This is a genomic window from Phytoactinopolyspora mesophila (assembly GCF_010122465.1).
Lineage (GTDB): Bacteria > Actinomycetota > Actinomycetes > Jiangellales > Jiangellaceae > Phytoactinopolyspora > Phytoactinopolyspora mesophila.
The window spans coordinates 153,012-171,329 of the sequence record NZ_WLZY01000006.1 but is presented as its reverse complement, the minus strand read 5'-3'; the positions used below and the strand labels follow the sequence as shown (position 1 = coordinate 171,329).

Below are 18,318 nucleotides of genomic sequence, written 5' to 3'. Positions count from 1 at the left end.
GCACTTAGCACCGGCGAAAGCCTGTGGTCAACGACGCCCTCCGGCGTATCGCGTCAACGGCCGTGCCTGGGTGCCGCCGCGCCCGGCTGACCTGGTCCGGTCCGCCTCGCGGCTGAACACTGGCATCAGCGCCGCCGTGCCGATCACCTCAACGTCCGGGTTGTTCGCGAACAAACTACCCACACGAAGGACGTCGGCAAGAACGTCGTCCGATCAATCAGCAATCCCTGATCGACTAAAACGAGTATCGCACACGATCGGGCAAACCCGTGGATGACGACTCCCGGTGGCCCCGCCACTCCGCCACGCGCATTCCCAGCCAGACCCTAGAGCTGCGGCAATCCCGCAGGTAGCGGAGCCGTGATCGCATGCGCCCGGCCTTTGCGCCCGCGGGCTGAATTCCGCGGCGAAACCTGTCCCGCTACGGTACGAAGGTGAAACTCGCCGCGCGATCAAGAAGGGGGCATCATGGCTTCCGAAACGGCAGCTGATCATCGGAATGTCTTCGACTATTTCCAGGCCCGCGACGTGCCCACAACCTCGGTTTATCCATATGCGCCGGTATTCCCATGCCGGGTAGACGAATACGACGCCGTGATCAAACGTACCCGCCGCTCGTCCGATGCTGCCCAGGCCATCGCCGGCTGGACTCGGCAAGCAGTCGAGCGCGGAGTTTCGGTCGTCGCGCCGCTGGAGCTGAACAAGACCAACCCAGCCCTGATCCAGGACGAACACTGGGTCGCGTATCCATTCATCGTGGGTACCGTTTACACCGCGAGCCCTGATCAGATCAGTGCCGCCGGAGAACTGCTGGGGCAGCTCCACTCGGCGACAACCGAGCTGACGCCGCCACCGTTCTCCTGGCCGGACCCGGATGCCGAGTCCGTCGCAGAAGACCAGGAAGCACTGCGCAAGATCGTAGCGCCGCACGCACCGGCCGCGGCGCGGCGGCTCGGCGACCTGGTCAACCGCTTCCCCCAGGAGATCCTGCCGGTGATCCGCGAAGCCGGCCTCCCGGAATCGGCCATCATCACCGACTACAAGGCGAACAATCTGATCTACGGTGCCGACGGTCCGGTGTTGATCGACCCGGACAACGCCGATTTTGGTCCTCGCTTGTTCGACCTGGCTTTCGCCGCGCTACAGTTCCACACCGAGCACCCCCCTGGTCCCGGCTGGTTGTTCACCACCGAGGAGTGGAGCGCCTTCGTTGCCGGCTACAGCACACACGTGAGCTTGACCGACGCCGAGCGTGATCTGTGGCCCTTGGTGGTCGAATACGTGCTCAGCGAAGAGAGCGTCTGGACCCTGATCGAGTCCGACGACTGGGAGGATCCGCACGAGCGCGCGTTCTTACTCGACCTGGCAGCCGCCGAACCCGCACGGTTCCCGCTCCCCGCGCGGGACGTCCCATGATCATTGGCACTTAGCCACCGGATTCGGTGGTCAAGTGCCGATGATCATGAGACCACCGTCAGAGGCAGAAGCTTCGCTCCGGTTGGTCCGGTCTGGATCTCGGTGCCCATCTGCGGGCAGACACCGCAGTCGTAGCACGGCGTCCAGCGGCAGTCGTCGACCTCGATCCCTTCGACGGCGTCCTGCCAGTCTTCCCACAGCCATTCCCGGTCCAGGCCGGCATCGAGGTGGTCCCAGGGCAGAACCTCGTCGCGTTCGCGTTCACGGGTCGTGTACCACGCGAGGTCGACCGGCTCATCGGCTAAGGCCGACTCCGTGCGTTCGGTCCAGTGGCTGTACGAGAAGTGCTCACTCCAGCCGTCGAATCGGCCACCGTTCTCCCACACCGAGCGGATGACCCGGCCGACTCGGCGATCGCCACGCGAGAGCAGGCCTTCGATCATGCTCGGCTTGCCCTCGTGGTAACGAAGGCCGATCGCCTTGGCGTAGCTGCGGTCCGAACGGATCGAGTCCCGCAACTTGTGCAGCCTCGCGTCCACGACCTCATGATCAGCCTGGGCCGCCCATTGAAACGGCGTGTGCGGCTTCGGCACGAAACCGCCGATCGAAACGGTACAGCGGATGTCGCGGCGGCCGGACACCTCGCGTCCCTTGTCGATGACCCGCTTCGCGAGGTCACCTATGGCCAGGACATCGTCGTCGGTCTCGGTCGGCAGACCGCACATGAAGTACAGCTTGACCTGGCGCCATCCACTGCCGTAAGCGGTGGCCACGGTCTGGATGAGATCGTCTTCGTCGACCATCTTGTTGATGACTCGCCGCATCCGGTCCGTGCCGCCTTCGGGAGCGAAGGTCAACCCGGAACGGCGGCCGTTACGCGAGAGTTCGTCGGCCAGCGTCACGTTGAAGGCGTCGACGCGGGTGGACGGCAGCGACAACGAGGTGTTGGTGCCTTCATAGCGGTCCGCGAGCCCTTTGGCGATGTCGCCGATCTCACTGTGGTCGGCGCTGGACAAAGACAGCAGGCCGACTTCCTCGAAGCCGGATCTCTCGACACCGGTCTTGACCATGTCACCCACGGTGGTGATCGAGCGCTCACGCACCGGGCGAGTGATCATGCCGGCCTGGCAGAACCGGCACCCTCGGGTACAGCCCCGGAAAATCTCCACGCTGTAGCGCTCGTGGACGGTCTCGGCCATCGGGACCAGTGGGTTCTTGGGGTACGGCCAGCTGTCGAGATCCATGACCGTGTGTTTGTGCACCCGCTCCGGCACGCCGGGACGGTTGGGAACCACCTGCTTGATCCGGCCATCGTCCAGGTAGTCCACGTCGTAGAACTTGGGCACGTACACTCCGCCACTGGCAGCCAGGCGCAACAGGAGCTCGTCCCGGCCGCCGGGGCTTCCCTCCGACTTCCATTCCCGCACCACCTCGGTGATGGCGAGCACCACTTCTTCCCCGTCGCCGAGCACAGCGGCGTCGAGGAAGTCGGCGATCGGCTCCGGGTTGAACGCGGCGTGCCCGCCGGCGATCACCACCGGATGACGTTCGTCCCGCTCCGCCGCGTCCAGCGGAATGCCGGCCAGGTCCAGCGCCGTGAGCAGGTTGGTATAGCCGAGCTCGGTGGCGAAAGATACACCGAGCAGGTCGAACGCGCCGACGGGACGATGTGAGTCGACGGTGAACTGACCGATGCCGTGCTCGCGCATCAGCGCCTCGAGGTCCGGCCAGACCGAGTACGTCCGCTCGGCCAGAACGCCCTCGCGTTCGTTCAGCACCTCATAGAGGATCTGAACACCCTGATTCGGCAATCCCACTTCGTAGGCGTCCGGATACATCAGTGCCCAGCGCACCTGGGCCTCGTCCCACGGCTTCACCACGGCGTTGAGCTCGCCCCCGACGTATTGGATCGGCTTGCTCACCAACGGCAGCAACGGCTCCAGCTTCGGAAACAACGACTCGATGGGCATGATCGTGTTACTCCAGATGACCAGGGGACGGCTATCGAGTCTACGTGAATCCGCTGGCGAGCGCCGAAGGGACTTGCCCGGGTGCGTCACTTCAGGCCCAACGCCATCGGCGGTCTCACTTGCTTGTTCCACACAGGTATGTACGCTACGGGTAGTTATACCCAGAGTCAGACCGGCATGGAGGGCCGTACGCGTGTCGGATCCCCACTCCCAGGTGCCAGAGATCGACGTCCCTGTCCCGGACAGCCCGCCCGCGTGGGATGACGGCACGCTACCCAGCCATGGCCGGATCAGTCCGCCGCAGTTCGAGATTCCCGAAAGCCGGCCGCCTGATTTCCCCGAGGTGCCGACCGACCACGTCAGCCGCGAAGAGCTCGAGATCGCGCTGGAACGGGCCCGCCTCGTCGCTGACGACTGCGCGAGCATTCTCAAACCGGCCATCCAGGCGATGCACGACGGCGCTTGGGTGAGCCGCCGGGGGGACCAGTTCTCGTTGGAGCTGGAGGATCACGCCCGCGTAGCCGCGGATTCAGCGGCCGGCACGGTGCAGGTCATCCAGAACGCGCTCGACCAGTTGATCGGCACCGAACCCGACGTTGACGAGCCAACGGACCCGTTCGTGATCGTGGACCCGGAGTTCCAGATACCGGAGCATTGCACGCCGGACCTGTCCAGCTCACCGCGGACGGAGGTTTAACTCGCGATGCCGGCCAAAGCACGCGGAGATTTCTCCGACTCGAGCGGCAAGCTGGTCGGAGGGCTGGACAAGTCCCCCGTCGACGACCTCGCCGAGGCCGCTGGATACGACCCCGGGTACACCCCCTCGTCCAGGTCGTACGGCGGCTCAGGATCCAGCGGCGGTTCCGGATCGGGTAGCGGAAGCACTGGCGATTCGAGCGGCGGTTCCGGGCGGCACCGCAATTCAATCGACGACGACGCCGCCACGGACACGACAGATTCCAGCGGCGACGCGGGCAGCGATGACGATGCGGACGACGATTCCGAGTTCAGCGGCGAAGCGGACACGGACGAGGACACCGAGGACGTCGATTCCGACGATGCCGAGGACGACCCCCAGAGTGAGGACGAACCCGGCGACGACGGCTCTGACGACACACACGGGGAACACTCGCAGCCCGAAGACGACCACCACACAGGTAACGACAACGACGACGACACCTCGCACCACGGACGCGTCTCGATCGACATCCAGGCGATGACCGCCTTGATCGCCGCCATGGAACGGGCTCGGGACCAGATCCCTGAGTTCGAGGCCGAGCTCCGGAAGATCCTCAGCGACGTCGAGTTGATCGAGTTCCGCATCCCGGAGGCACGCGGGCTGGGCGCCGTTATCGCCTGGATCGAAGAAGAACTGCCTGGCCTGCGGCGTCGTCTCGCGCTGGCGCAGGCTATCGAGAACGGGGAATTCCGGATCGAGCCAGACGCCCCGCGCCAGCCCCGCCGGCCAGTGGCGTACCCGGAAGATCGTGTCCCCGACCACCAGCCGTACGTTTCCCGTGAGCGAGGGCAGGAGTCGGCGGTGTTGTTCACAGCCCAATCGGCTGACCCGAAGGCAGAGGACCTGATCGCCAAGCTCAAGGGGAATGAGCACGACCCCTACTTCGCGCACGCCTTCACCAACGACGCTGATCCCCGTGCCGTCGCCGAAACTGTCGAGGCTGCCCGGCGATCGGACCCGGCCAAAGCTGAGGAGCTCAACAGCCTGCTGGAATCCACCGTCCAGACAGCCGGGCGAGGCACCGGGGAACTCGCACCGGAAGACGATTTCGGTGACCAGTGGTCTCAGTTCGCCGACGACGCACCGCCGGCCGCCGCGCCTGCCTAGGACGTCACCTCCAGGCGACTGACGGCACGCTGGGCCAGGACCACCATGGCTAGTGTCACGGGGCATCGTCCTACCCGGTAAGCTCTGGCCTCGTCGCCGTAAGCAGACCTACTGAGGGGGCCCGCCGCCGTGTCCGAGCGCACGCTCGTCCTGATCAAGCCCGATGCCGTCAGCCGTGGACTCGTGGGCGAGATCCTGTCCCGCTATGAGCGCAAGAACCTGACCATCGTCGCCATGGAACAGCGCACGATCGACTCGGCGCTGGCTGATGCCCACTACGCCGAGCATGTCGAGAAGCCCTTCTATCCGGGCCTGCGTGACTTCATCACCAGCGCTCCGCTGGTCGCTCTCGTCCTCGAAGGCGACCAGGCGATCGACGTTGTCCGCAAGATGAACGGCGCCACCGACAGCCGCGTCGCCGACCCGGGCACCATCCGAGGAGATCTGTCGATCTCCAAGAGCGAGAACCTGGTACACGCCTCCGACTCCACCGAGTCGGCGAAGCGCGAACTCGCTCTCTGGTTCCCCGAACTGGATTGAGGCCGTCGACGGCAAGAACCGCGCAGCGTCACGCGTCTGATGACACCGTCGCGCGGAAGGTCACGATGATCGATTCGTTGGATGCATGGTCGTAGGCCGCCACCACTGCGGTGCCGTCATCCAGCAGAGTCATGCCATCGCCAACCAACGTGGCCGTCACCACCCGCTCCTCAGGTGACACGTAAACGCCGGCGAAGTTCTCGGCTTCATCCGCGGCCGCGTCCGCGATCTGCTGCGCGCGGTCCGTTCCGCCCTGGACGGACCACAAGTAGCGCTCACGGATGTCCGGGGCGGAAGGCGGGTCGCCGAATGTGGCCGCCAGAATGCCGCCGTCACGAGCCATTGACGGGCTGACGAAATGCCGCAAGTTGGAGCGGAATTCCACCGTAGGAGCGATCAAGGAATCCGCAAGCAATCCCTCCGCCGAAAGCCTCGGCAGGCGCGGGGATCCGCTCGGGGAACCGAGTCGCACCGAAAGTTCGGAGCCCTCACCGAGTTCAAGCACGCTGCGAGTGGTCTGGAGCAACACCTCACCTCCAGGGCTGACACCCAGCAGCACCGGACCGAGCAGCGGGATGGAGGTCGCTGGTGTGTGCTCGTCCGGAAAAGCCGCGCGATGCACCTCTCCCCGAGTGGGGAGAGGAGCGTCCGGTTCAGGCGGTGTGCCGGCAACCGTATGCAGGATTCCGTCTTCGACCCGGCGCACCAAACTCACAACTTCGTAGCCGGCCCCGGCGATTTGTTCAACAAACACAAGCCGGTCTTCGTGATCGACGGCAACATCGCTGACACGTCCAAGCGGTGCTTCGTCCGCGCGCTCACCATCCGGCGTGGCTGGACGCTCAGCGGCCCCTTCGGCAGGCACACCGAAGGCGGGTTCGATCTCGCCCTCGGTAGTCAACGAGTAGACCGAGGCATCTGCGAACTGGTCTCCTGGCGCCCCACGAAGCAACAAGTAGACCTGATCGGATGCGGGAGCAATGTCCACTATCTCAATCGCGCCAGGTGGAAGTTCAGGGGACAACAACGTGATGTCACCCTCCGCTGACACATGGGTCAGCCTGTCGTCGTCGAGAACGGCCCACACCGCGCCGTCCTCACCCGGCATCAGACTGGTCAACCGACCCGGCAGGAGCGCTTCGGAGCCCGAGACGGGCTCGTCGGCTGGTGTCTCGCCACCGCCGCCGGCGAGCAGATTCACCTCGAATCGCTCGGTGTCTGGATCGGAATCCGATGTACAGGCGGTCAACCCGGCAAAGGCCAACATGAGTGCACTCACTAAGATCCGACGAGACATAAGGCAGAGTGTAGGAGTCGCGTGTGCGCAACATGCGTACCGGGAAGCTCCTTGCCGCTCGGTCAAATCACGAGCCGTCCGCAAGATCATCGTGTTGACCCATGGCTTCCCCGCAACCCCGGCAAAACGCTCAGCCGGCTCCACCCGGCAAGCGTACCTGCGTTCTATCGGCGACACCGTTCTCATCAACTTCCTGGCCTCCCCCACCAGCGACCAGGGGCACCTCGAACCGCCCCGGATCGGAGTCCCCCGCACGCCACCGGGAGAAGAAGAGATACCGGAGCGGCCACAAGGATTCGCAGACGATGACGCATGCGGAGAATCTAGGTTGGCTTAGGCTCGTAGCAGCTAACCCAGGAGACACCATGAGCGGCGACAGCCCGGTCTGGACCGGGTCCAAGGCACGCGAGATTCACGACGACTATCCGGCGCCGCACGCGGCAATTCATGCGGAACCGGCCGATCTAACCCGCAGAAGGAGCCGCACACGGCGCGACTGCTCGCGACATTCACCGACTGGGCGGATCGCCCGGCAGCGTCCACTCGTCACTGATGTTCAACGTCTGAACCACCTGTTGAGCGATCGCCGCAGCATCGGCTTCGCCGTCACGGCCCTCTACGGGCATGGTGATCCATACGTCGATCAGCCGGTCGCCCCGTACCAGCCATGCCCTGGCGGTGTCGCCGCGTGAACCGTCCGGACGATTCGCGGTCTGTTTCCACGAAAAGCCCAGCCCGTCTTCCTCCGGCAGCTGGTTGAAGTCCTCATTGCGAAGGTCTTGCTCGAAGCCGCTCATCTTGGCGCCTTGAGCCCAGTCGACCGAGACATCCAACGCGTCAGCGTCCTGTCCGTCCAGCGCAACGTGGCAAGCCGCGTACACGAGTTCGCCCTGGCCGTCCCGGGGTGCGTCCCCGCGTGTCACCTCGAAATCGTCCGTGCCGAGAGCTAGCGCCACTGTCTGCCTGGGGAGGAACTCACAGAGCCGTTCCCCCTCAGGCGGGACGGCTGGTATATCCGACAGATCCATCTCGGTTTCGCCTCCGTTGTCATCACCGCTGCATCCGGCCAGCAAGAACGCCCCGGCCGCGACCACCAGAACGGCTACGCGCCGCATCATCGTTCAGCCATCCCCAACCCGTCGTTGAGACTCTCGGTGAACGACGGGTAGATGTGTGTATTCAGGAAGTCGTCCAACGGGAACTTCGTTCGCTTCCAGTGCAGGTAGGCATCGCTGTCGAAGTCGATCTGAGGCGGATCGCTGCCGGGAACGAGGGCATCCTCAGGAGGAGCCTCATACCGTGTCCCATCCGGGCCGCCATTGGCCTCCTCGATGTACTGCTCGTCCCAGTAGCCGCTGGCGAGCATCTGATTGATGATCATCTGCTCGAGCTGTTCCTTCTCCTGACCGGACAGGTCGGCGAAGTCTCCGCTGGCAGTCTGCTCGCTGCTGCCGATCTCGTCCTTGATCTGAGACGTGATCTGATCAAAGGCGAACTTGGACCATTTGCCGGCGGGGCCGACACCGGGCACCGAAGTGAGCGCGTCGAAAACCTGGGCCTTCATCTCCGCACGTTTCTTCTCGAGCTCCTCCTCGTCCAACGCCCCGTGATACGCACCATTGATCACCCAGCCGAGTGCCGCGGCCATCTCGTTGGTGGCTGTGCTCAGCAACGGCACGTTACCGCCGGTGAGCATCGCGACCGGCGCTGGCGGCGGGGTCTTGTCGTCCAACGATTCGTCCAGTGCGACAGCCATCCGCCATTGAGATGCGCCGGATACACCCGCCAGCACGGTCTCCAGCTGTTCCTCGTTGCCGTCCTCGCCGAACGTTCCGAGAATCTGCTCGATCAGCTCGGGATCCATGACCACGCCGTACGGTGCACCGTCACCGTACAGATCGGTCTCCGGTGACACCGTCCACGAACTCCCAAAAGCCGAATCAGTTTTTTCGCTGTTGGCGACCCGCAAGAGGTCCGGAGAATAGCTGGCCAGCATGTTCGCGACGCTGTCACGCATGCCGTTCCACATCTTCCAGCCGTCGTTGGTGCGGGTTTCCTCGCCAATCAGCGCAAAGGTCTGCCCGGCAAGCGCCGCCGAGAGTGACCCGTCCATACCGTCATCACGATAGTAGGTTGTGGCCGCTTCCAAGGCTTCGCCGAAGTACCCGCCGTTGGTGTGGTCGGTGGCGTAGTCCCAGGTCCGTTCCTGCAGCATGTACTGCATCCGTTCCCGGACCCGCACGTCTTCGCCGTTGATCTCGAGCGTGACCATCGGTCCACCGTTGAAGAAGTTCTGCGAAGCGTCCGGATTCTTGCCCAACGCTGCCATGTAGGACGCCATGACGTCGATGACCGGCTGGCCATTGGTGTCAAGGATGTTGTTCATCGGTGCTTTGGGGCCCCACACGGGACTGCCGTCCGCGTCACGCTCGTACGCGTAGATCTCGTCCCCGATATGTCCGAGGAAGTCGGTGCCGTACTTGCCCTGTTGCATCAACAAGGCAAGGTACTGTGCCTGGCCTTGGGGTGCGTCGCCGCCTTCTTGCCACGATTCGTCCGTCATCGCATCAGCCCACGACTGCGCGTAGCTCTCCGGCATCGCCAGGTCGCCGGTGTTGCGGGTAGCCGTGCCGATCGTTGCGCCGATCACCTCGAAAGCGCGGTTGCGGAGGTTCAGATCAACCTCGGTGGCATCCACGAGTGCATCCTGGAAGTCCATGAACTCGGCCAACTGCTCCGGGTCGGCATTTCGGGCGAACCCGGCTGCGAAGTAGGGATCGTCCATGTTGGCTTCGATCTCGGCTACGACGTCGGGATCCAGCGGCTCGTTGCCTTCGAGAAGTGCTTCGGCTGCGTCGGCGCCATTTCGCTCGGCTTCGTCGGGCGGAACGTCGGAAATATCGGTGTCGTCCGCCAGCTCGACATACCCGGCGGGCCATTCCGGCTTGGGCTCGAGTTCGATCGCTTCGGCTAATGCCAGCCGCCGCCGGACGTCCGGGAGCTGCTCATCCGCCCAGTCGATCGCCGCCTGAACGTCCTCGCCGACCGTGTGATCGACTTCGTAGGAGTGAAGTTGATTCCCGAGCACTCGCCGGGCGTCACGCAGATCCTGCCGGCCATCGTCGAGGGCAGTCACCAGGTTCTGCATCTCGGAAATGATGATCTTAGCTTTAGCCATCCGTCATCTCGCAGTCCGACGTCGAGGAGCCATCAGTAAGGAATGTTCCCGGAGCTGGGGTAGCTGCCGCCCACGCTCCAGCGCGCCTTCGGATGGTCGTCCGGCACCTCATCCGGCTCATTGTCATGAGCGGTCTGGAAGGCATCCTCGCAATCGTCACCCGCTTCGCTCGAGTTTCGCTTGTGGTCTCGCAACTCCTCGTCGAAGACGTCGGCTGTGGTGCTGACCCAGGCCTCGTTCTCCAGGGCCGTCACGACCGCTTCCAACGCACCGTCGATGTTTCTGACCTGTTCCCGGACACGCGGCAGCACGTCGCTGAGGGCGAGCTTGTATGCGTTGTCCACCAGCTCAGTTTCGTCATCACCACTCATCGACCGCTCATCACCATCCAGAGGTCACGACCTCATACTCACGCTTCGTGCAAATCATCATCAACTAGTCCCGCAGGCAGCAACACGCTACCCGGACATCCGTATTCTGTCAGCACAAGGCGGCGTATACCGGCTACGCCTAGAATGACGGCGTTTCCCGAGAGGAGAGCCGATGTGCGGCGAGGGCGAACGTCTGGTACCCAATCCCTACGTGACCGCTCTAGAGCGGTTGAAGTCGCGGGCCGAGACGGCTGTGGCCGACACACCGAACATGGACGGGCCGGCCGAAGCGATCGGCGACGGCCCGGCATGGACCGGCTCCGCCGCACGTGACGTCCACGACGACTATCTCGCGCCCCACGCGGATCCGGTGCGCTCCGCGCTCAATCGACTCGTCGAGGACATCGAGAACCGGAAGTCCGCGTTCGAGCCTCTGGTCACGGAGGGTCTCGCCGAAGTCCTCAGGATCGAACTGGAGATGTGGTGAGCGACGTTGACTGACGACTACGCTTCGATCGACGTCGACGCGCTCGAGGCCGCGGTCGACGATCTCGACGCGACCCTGACCGGCGTGCAAACCCTGATCTCACCGCTGGAACGCGATTTCGAGCGGCTCGGCGTGGACATGTCGAACCTGCGCAAGCTCCTCGATGCCCAGGAGGATCTCGAAGAGCTGATTCCGGAACTCCGGGAACGTCACCGCCTGGCCCGGCAGTTGCTCAGCGAATACAGTTCCCATCCCGCTTTGGGCGGCGGCACCGTCGTCGGGTTCACCGGCGATCTGGTCGACGACCTCGACCTGGTTCACCGTGCCGATGTCAACGAGAGCATTGAACTGCTCCAGGACGCCGGTGTCATCGACGAATACGCCACGGTGCTGCACCGGGAGTGGATCTCATGGACACTCCAGTCGGGTCTCAGCCCCGAAGACATGGTCGAGCGGGCCATTCAGGAAGGCGTCGACCAGAACACGTTCGACATCTTGCATGACGTGACCCTCTGGCGCACGCCGGACGGGCGGCCCTACGGCCGCATCGAGAACGCCGACGACGCTGAGGCGATCGCCCGCGCGATCGAGCTGCTGAACGGCGGCGAGCCGAGCCTCAGCGACGAACGCCGCGATGCCAACAGCTGGTCGTACTCGACGATGTTCGGAATGGGTAACGGCGACGCCGGCCTCGTGCTGAACAACGGCGGCGCCCTGGTCGCCACCCCCGAGGGAATCCTGATGGCCGCTCCTGGCCCCAAGTCTCTCGATGTCATCCCCAACACCGTCGACCTCTTCTCGCTCCGCGGTGGCACCATGTGGGGCGAGATCTTCGTGCTCAACGGTTCCCACGACGATCCCGCCAGCGTGCTCGAAGACACCATCACCGATGGAGTGCCGCCGCCTGGTTCGGGCGCGCCGAGCCTCGAACGGCTCCTCCGGCACGAACGGGTTCACGCCGAGCAGTGGGCCCGGCTGGGCTATACCCGCTTCATCTGGGAGTACGTCACCAATGGGCCGAATAACCCGTGCGAACATCCCCTCGAGATCGAAGCTGGGCTTGCCGACGGCGGCTACACCTGCACCTGCGGAAACAGCTGTGTCCCCTAGGCCCCCGCGCCCCAGGGTGGCGAATCGGACCCATTGGCGGTGGGCGGCCGCCGTCGTCGTCGGTGTGCTCGCCGCAGGGTGCGACGCACCGTGGTCGGCGCCACAGGGGCCGCTGACAGCAGGCGGCGCCAGAGTCGACGACGAAGGCCGGTTCGAGTTCTGGCTCGGCGCCGAATGCGGCGGCGTCGGCCGGATCAGCGTCGAGCTGACCGAGCGCGACGGCAACCGGCGTGTACTCGACACCTGGCATCTCAGCGCCGACGACGCCGGCGGCGAACTCGAGTACATCACCTTGGGGACCACGCCGGACGGCTTCACCGAAACCACGCCACTGAACACAGACTGGACCGAGGCGGACCTCGTACGCATCAGCGTCCACCCGGCAGACCCCGAGCGGTCCGCGGACGGCGAGGGCCGGTTCTACCCGGCCGTCCCCATCCGGGCAAACATCTCCGTCGATTCTTTTCTGCGCGGTGCCGACGACAACCACGATCAGTGGTACGTGCAGGACCAGGGCTGGTACACCGAGGCCGAGTATCTGGAACTCGGCGACAGCGACGACATGATCCACCCGTACTGCGATGTGCCCGACGCCTGACCCGCCTACTTTGCCTTGACCTCAGCCACCTGGACGAGCTGCCACTGCCCAGCGGCCACGTAGATGCCGCGGCCCGGGGGCATGCCGCTGGCCAGGGATCGCGGCAACTTGATGCCGAAGTGATCGCCGTCGCTCGCGGACCCCGGCGACAACAGCACACCGGATCGTGATTTCTTCAACGCCGCGACCGGACCACGATACGAACTACCCAGGTCATCCGTAGTGCCGGAGGCCACGATTACGCTCCCGGAATCGCGGAGCTTGCCCAGATGTTTGGTGATGGCGTCCACCAGCCAGCCGTCCACGCCAATCAGCTCGATGTCGTCGATCAGCAACGCCGACGGCGGCGCGTCCTTGGCCGGGACGATGCCTTCCATCAGCTCGAGCACATCGTCCTTCTTCGACTCGAGGTCGACGACGCCCAGGACGCCCTCGTGTTCACCCAGATCACGCAGCGGGCTGCGCCGCGGCGTCACCAGGATCACCCTCCAGCCGCGCTCGAGAATGGACGTCGCCACTGTCAGCAGAGTGGCGCTGCGGCCCGCCCGGCGCGGTCCGAGGATCAGCATGCCCGGCCCGTGATCGATAGCGTCCAGGGTTCGCAACGTGAGTGTGTCGCCGCCGACTGCCACCGGGAGCTCGGTATCGGCCAGCGTCCGCTCCGCCAGACCGAGAGCGTCGTCCAGGGTGATCTTCGTCGGCAGCGGGTCGACCCGGAACGGGCGCTGCGACCGCGGCAGGTCGGCATATCTCTCGGTTGCTTCCCGGCCGATCTCTTGCAGCGCGGCTACCTGCGCGGTACCGGCGTCGTCCTCGGTGAGCAGTGCGACCTGGGTCTCCCGGATGCCGTCGGCCCGGAACGCGCGGCCCGGCTCCATGTGTTCTGGAACCTCGCGGCTGATCAGACCGATCGCCCCGAAGTCGGACGCCTCGGTCATGCGCAGCATCAGTTTGTCGTCCAGCATCGCCGCCATCCGCCCGACGAGTCCGGAGCGATCCGCCGTCATGACGACCTTGATACCCGGCCCGGCGCCTTCCTGCAGGATCTGCTGCCACAGTTCCAGGAGACGGCCGTTGTCGTAGGTTTCGAACGCCTGCTTGAACCCTTCCCATCGGTCGAAGAGCACGATGAGGTACGGCAGCCGCTTGTCTTCCGGTGCGTGCGCCCGCTGTTCTCCCACGTCGGCATATCCCTGCTCGGCCAGCAACTGCTGCCGCCGTGCGATTTCGCCCCGTAGCCGTGAGGTGAACCGGCTCAGGCGATCAGGCTGGTCGCGGGTGACCACCGCTCCGGTGTGTGGCAGCCCAACCATCGGCAGCAGGGCGTTGTTGCCGCAGTCGACCCCGTAGAGATGAACGTCGCGCGGCGATACCTCGCGTCCGATCACGCCGGCCAGCGCCCGCAGCACCGTGGACCGGCCACTTCGCGGCGCACCGATCACCGACAGGTGCGATCCGTCGGAGACATCGAAATAGGCGACCGAACGGCGCTGCTCACTGGGGATGTCCGACATGCCGAAGGGCAATCGGATCTGATCGCCGGAGCCCACCGAGGCGCCTTCCTCAGTGAACAACTGGTCGAGGGTGATGATATCGGCCAGGGGCGGCAGCCACGGCGGCGGCGGGGCTTTGATGCCCGTGCGCTCGGACGCCTCGGTCACCGCCTCTACCAGACTCGCCAGGTCGGTGGGGATGCTGACGTCTTCTTCGGCCTGAGCTCCCCCTTTGGCCTCTGGCGGACGCCCGATACTCTTCCACGACATGTGCCGCGATCCGACGGACGCGCCCGCATCAGGCGCGAGTGGCCGGCCACCGACGCGAGCGGACTGGAATTGGTACAGCGCCGAATGCCCGAGCCTGGCGTAGGCCCGGCCGGGCAGCGACTTGGGGATCTCCGCCGACTCACCGGACTCGATCACGTCCTGGCTGTCAGTGCGGTCGGTGACCCGCAACGCGATGCGCAGGTTCGTGTTCGACTTGATCTCGGCGCTGACGACACCCGCGGGCCGCTGCGTCGCCAGGATCAGATGCACTCCGAGCGACCGGCCTCTACGCGCGATGTCCACGAGACCCTTCACGAAGTCCGGGAGCTCCGCGACCAGCGCGGCGAACTCGTCGATGACGATCATCAGCCGCGGCATCGGCTCGTCGTCGGGGTCCTTGCCGGCGAGATAGTCTTCGATGTCCTTGGCGTCGGCATGCGCCAGCTGGTGCTCGCGGCGATGCAGCTCAGCGGCGAGACTCGCCAGGGCGCGCGTGGTCAGGTGACCATCGAGGTCGGTCACCATACCGACGGTGTGCGGCAGGTGGTTGCAGTCTTTGAACGCCGCACCACCTTTGTAGTCCACCAAAACGAAGGTGAACTCGTCCGGCCGGTTGGCCACCGCCAGCGCGGCGATGATGGTCTGCAGCAGCTCCGACTTACCCGAACCGGTAGTACCCGCGACCAGGCCGTGCGGCCCGTCCGCGCGGATGTCGATGGAGAACGGACCCTCGGAACCCTCGCCGATGACCACCCTGGTCGCCCGGCCCACCTGGGACCACCAGCGTTCGATCGCCTCGGGCGTCACCGGATCGAGCTTGAGCACATCGAGCAGCCGGCTCGAGGTGGGCAGCGTCGAGGACAAGTCCTCAGAGCTGACGTCCTTGATGGGAGCTAGTGCGCGGCCCAGGCGCTCACACCAGCCAGGCGGAACGATGTCCGCGCGGACACCCTCAACCGTCTTGACCTCGGTGACCCGGACGGTGGTGGAGTTGCCGGGGCCGACGTGGACCACGGCGCGGCATTCCTCCGGCAGCTGTTGCTCCTCGGTGTCGATGCAGAGAAACAGCATGCCGAGCGCCGGGCCCTCGTGCAGCAGCGTCACGAGACCCGGGATCAGCCGGATCCGGCGAGCCCCGTCGAGGACCACCAGCACCGGCGGGAAAGTGGAGTTGCCGCTCCGGCCGCCGGAGAGCGCGCCGCCTTTGCCATCCCGAGCCGCCCGGCGGGCTTCCATGATGGACATCAATTCGCCCACTCGGCGATTGGTGGTCTCTTCGTCGCTGCCCACCTGTGCGATGATCTCGGCGTCGTCGCCGCGGCGCGCATGCGGCAGCCAGCGGACCCAGTTCCACGCTTCGTCGCCCTCCGGGTCGGACAGGACAACGATCTCGAGATCGGCCGGGCTGTGCAGGGCCGCCGCTTGGGCCACCATCCATTCCGCCACCAAGGTGCGGATTCCGTCCGGGCCGGCGACACCGGTGACACCCGCGGCAGCCATGTCGACGCCGATGGGGACGTCGGGTGCGGTCCAGTGCAGCACCCGCTCGTGGTCCTCCCGCGACGGATCGGTCAGCGCGACCTCACTGGCGATATCCGCGGTGCCGATACGGACCCGCATCCAGTCGGGATCGGTGCGCCGCCGTTCCCACAGCCGTGCTCGAGGGCCGGTGGCGAACAGCAGGATGGCAGCCGGATCCGGCATGTCGCGCCGCCGTGCCCCACGCTCGGTGACCAAGGCGTCGTACGCCTGCCCGCTGATGCGCTGCATCCGCTCGACGAAGTTCTCCATCTGCGTACGATGGCTGGCCCGTTTCTGTTTCTTCGAGCCGCTGTACCTCGCGAGCAGCATGAACGGGGCGAGAAGCATGATCATCAGGCTGTACGGAGACCCATTCAGGACGAACATGGTGCCGCCCATGAGCACCGGCGAGATGGCCATCGCCCACTGCATGGGCGACTTCTCCGGCTTCCGTGGCTCGGTAGGCAGTCTGAAGTCGGTCTGCCGCGGGGGTGGGAGCAACCGCGGTGGGCGGTTGTAGTCAAGCGTGACGCCGCTCGGGCTGGGTGACAGCGAAGCATCCGGGGTGCCGGGGACGGCCAGCTCGAACATCACCTCACCGATCACCAGAGCGGTACCCGGAGTCCACGTCATCGGCCGGTCCAGCGCCACCCGGTCCATATGCGCGTAGGGACGGTCTTCCTCGGGATCGAGCGTCAAGTGCGGCTGCTTGAGCCGGTCGAGCTCCTTCATCAGCTTCTTGTACCGGCGCTTGCGGCGCTGCTTCTTCTTTTTCTTCTCCTTCTCGTCCTTCGGGACGATGATCGGTCCCTCGAGACGGTGCTCACGGGCGGGCGGGGGGACCATCTCGCCGACGACGGCCGGATCGGGGGTGATCGTGACCGTGCCGTCGAGTTGGACATCCAGTCGGAAGACAGTGGCTGGCAACGCCGGATCCAGAACCTGGATCGCGGCCGCGGGGCTGGTGCCGACGTCGTAGCTCCCAGGCGCAAGGCTGTCGACCCGCCCCGCGCCGACACCAGAGACGGTTCTCAACTCGACGACACCCGTACGCTCGGCAAAAGCCTCCGGAAGCGGTGCGCCGAGACCGACCAGCACACCGTTGTGCAACGGCGATTCCCGGACGAGAACCTTCGGATCCAGCGCCAGGTTACCCACGAATAGTTGCGGCGGCTCAACTGTCTCCGTAGCCGGGCCCAGGCCGTCGTCGACCACACCGAGGTGCCGGCCCGCGGAGTGCAAGATCTGGGGCGCCCGAGCAGGAACATCCAGGGTGGACGCCAGGTGCTGCGCGATATCGGCCACGGTCGCGTTGTCGTCACACTCCACCGCCAAGTCGACGACGTCTCCATCCGTCGCCGTCATGGCGCTCAGCAACAGCCGCACGTATCCGCTCCAGCCTCGTGTCGAGCTCGGCTCATCTGCTCAGCATGGTACCGAGCCTTCGCCCCGGCCGCTGGCACGCGGAACGGTCACACCGCTCAGTGCACCACAGTCTGCATCTCCGCCACCGGAACGCTGACCTCGGTCTCGACCCGCAACGGGACGAAGTCTCCGGAGTGCTCGACGCCACTGACGTCCATGCCGACCCACGTCGCCGACCATTCGGCGCTCGCAGTGACCGGGAAACCCTGCGGGTAGCCCAGGGATGCACGAGAGAACTGCACGGTACAGGCGTCGGTATCGGAGCCGCCCGGCTCCCACTGCCGCAATGCGCGTTCAGGTTCGCACCGGGTTTCACCCGCAGGCGAGCCCAAGGCCAGGCCCGGCGTGGTAGCCGTGACCTCCACCCAAACGTCGTACTCCGGAATCGACGCACGGACGCTGCGTTCGCCTTCGGCACCGCCCACCGAGTCAGGGTCTGTGACCCAGAACCAGGTATCGAGATTGACGAAGGTGGCGCCGCCGGCGTCCGCGGCCTTGGGGTTACGGTCAACGTCCGGTTCGGGCAGATGAAGGTATTCACGCGCGGCCATGGCCAGCTCCTCCGGGTCGATCACCACCGGTGGCGTCTCATCGTGCACCGCGTAGGTGAACGGCGACGGCAGGCACAGGTCCGGGAAGAGCATCGCGCAGTGCCGGACGTAACTGCGGGCGTATTCAGGCTCCACGCCGTCCACGCACTCGAGGTTGTACCACGTCACGGGCGTCTCGCCATCGTCCCAAGCCTCGACGGCTTCGTCCAGCGCGTCCTCATTGGGCAGGATGAGACCCCAGAGGC

15 protein-coding genes are annotated in these 18,318 nt (G+C 65.3%); 7 read left to right on the top strand and 8 right to left on the bottom strand.

What is annotated here, in order from left to right; genetic code table 11:
• Nucleotides 1–27: 27 nt before the first annotated feature.
• Nucleotides 28–183 (bottom strand): hypothetical protein, encoded by a 156-nt coding sequence (locus F7O44_RS17910; protein WP_162451647.1) that lies wholly within the window; start codon nt 181–183, stop codon nt 28–30.
• 285 nt (nt 184–468) lie between these two features.
• On the opposite strand from F7O44_RS17910, the gene F7O44_RS17905 reads away from it, so the two are divergent.
• Nucleotides 469–1,416 carry a phosphotransferase enzyme family protein gene (locus F7O44_RS17905; protein WP_162451646.1) on the top strand — a complete coding sequence of 316 codons (948 nt, stop codon included), beginning with the start codon at nt 469–471 and terminating at the stop codon, nt 1,414–1,416.
• A gap of 44 nt (nt 1,417–1,460) precedes the next feature.
• Here F7O44_RS17905 and F7O44_RS17900 read toward each other — a convergent pair whose 3' ends face one another.
• Nucleotides 1,461–3,386, bottom strand: a complete 1,926-nt coding sequence (locus F7O44_RS17900; RefSeq protein WP_162451645.1) for a TIGR03960 family B12-binding radical SAM protein — start codon at nt 3,384–3,386, stop codon at nt 1,461–1,463.
• Nucleotides 3,387–3,579: 193 nt separating this feature from the next.
• Between F7O44_RS17900 and F7O44_RS17895 the strand changes: the two genes are divergently transcribed.
• The 3 genes from F7O44_RS17895 (at nt 3,580) to ndk (ending at nt 5,772) form a co-directional block, all read left to right on the top strand.
• The gene (locus F7O44_RS17895; RefSeq protein WP_162451644.1) at nt 3,580–4,083 is read left to right on the top strand and encodes a hypothetical protein; all 504 of its coding nucleotides are present in this window, start codon (nt 3,580–3,582) and stop codon (nt 4,081–4,083) included.
• Between the two features lie 6 nt (nt 4,084–4,089).
• On the top strand, nt 4,090–5,232 hold the full coding sequence (locus F7O44_RS17890) for a hypothetical protein (protein ID WP_162451643.1): 1,143 nt from the start codon (nt 4,090–4,092) through the stop codon (nt 5,230–5,232).
• Nucleotides 5,233–5,361: 129 nt separating this feature from the next.
• Entirely contained in the window at nt 5,362–5,772 is a 411-nt protein-coding gene (gene ndk / locus F7O44_RS17885; RefSeq protein ID WP_162451642.1) for a nucleoside-diphosphate kinase, read from the top strand.
• Between the two features lie 28 nt (nt 5,773–5,800).
• Here ndk and F7O44_RS17880 read toward each other — a convergent pair whose 3' ends face one another.
• From F7O44_RS17880 to F7O44_RS17865, 4 genes are all read right to left on the bottom strand, one after another.
• A complete protein-coding gene (locus F7O44_RS17880) occupies nt 5,801–7,069 on the bottom strand; it encodes a hypothetical protein (protein WP_162451641.1) in 1,269 nt (422 codons plus the stop codon).
• A gap of 509 nt (nt 7,070–7,578) precedes the next feature.
• The gene (locus F7O44_RS17875) at nt 7,579–8,187 is read right to left on the bottom strand and encodes a hypothetical protein (protein WP_162451640.1); all 609 of its coding nucleotides are present in this window, start codon (nt 8,185–8,187) and stop codon (nt 7,579–7,581) included.
• The gene (locus tag F7O44_RS17870; protein WP_162451639.1) at nt 8,184–10,217 is read right to left on the bottom strand and encodes a DUF6571 family protein; all 2,034 of its coding nucleotides are present in this window, start codon (nt 10,215–10,217) and stop codon (nt 8,184–8,186) included. Before F7O44_RS17870 ends, F7O44_RS17875 begins: the two co-directional genes overlap by 4 nt.
• Nucleotides 10,218–10,279: 62 nt before the next feature.
• Entirely contained in the window at nt 10,280–10,618 is a 339-nt protein-coding gene (locus F7O44_RS17865; protein WP_162451638.1) for a hypothetical protein, read from the bottom strand.
• 172 nt (nt 10,619–10,790) lie between these two features.
• On the opposite strand from F7O44_RS17865, the gene F7O44_RS17860 reads away from it, so the two are divergent.
• Genes F7O44_RS17860 through F7O44_RS17850 form a run of 3 tightly spaced genes read left to right on the top strand, consistent with a single transcriptional unit; the run spans nt 10,791 to nt 12,813 of the window.
• Complete coding sequence (locus tag F7O44_RS17860) at nt 10,791–11,105, top strand: hypothetical protein (protein ID WP_162451637.1); 315 nt, start codon at nt 10,791–10,793, stop codon at nt 11,103–11,105.
• 6 nt (nt 11,106–11,111) lie between these two features.
• Nucleotides 11,112–12,215, top strand: a complete 1,104-nt coding sequence (locus F7O44_RS17855) for a hypothetical protein (RefSeq protein ID WP_162451636.1) — start codon at nt 11,112–11,114, stop codon at nt 12,213–12,215.
• 16 nt (nt 12,216–12,231) lie between these two features.
• On the top strand, nt 12,232–12,813 hold the full coding sequence (locus F7O44_RS17850; RefSeq protein WP_162451635.1) for a hypothetical protein: 582 nt from the start codon (nt 12,232–12,234) through the stop codon (nt 12,811–12,813).
• A 5-nt stretch (nt 12,814–12,818) separates the two neighbouring features.
• Here F7O44_RS17850 and F7O44_RS17845 read toward each other — a convergent pair whose 3' ends face one another.
• Nucleotides 12,819–17,483, bottom strand: coding sequence for an FtsK/SpoIIIE domain-containing protein (locus tag F7O44_RS17845; protein WP_162451634.1), 4,665 nt, complete (start codon nt 17,481–17,483; stop codon nt 12,819–12,821).
• Between the two features lie 95 nt (nt 17,484–17,578).
• A complete protein-coding gene (locus tag F7O44_RS17840; RefSeq protein WP_162451633.1) occupies nt 17,579–18,241 on the bottom strand; it encodes a hypothetical protein in 663 nt (220 codons plus the stop codon).
• Nucleotides 18,242–18,318: the final 77 nt, after the last annotated feature.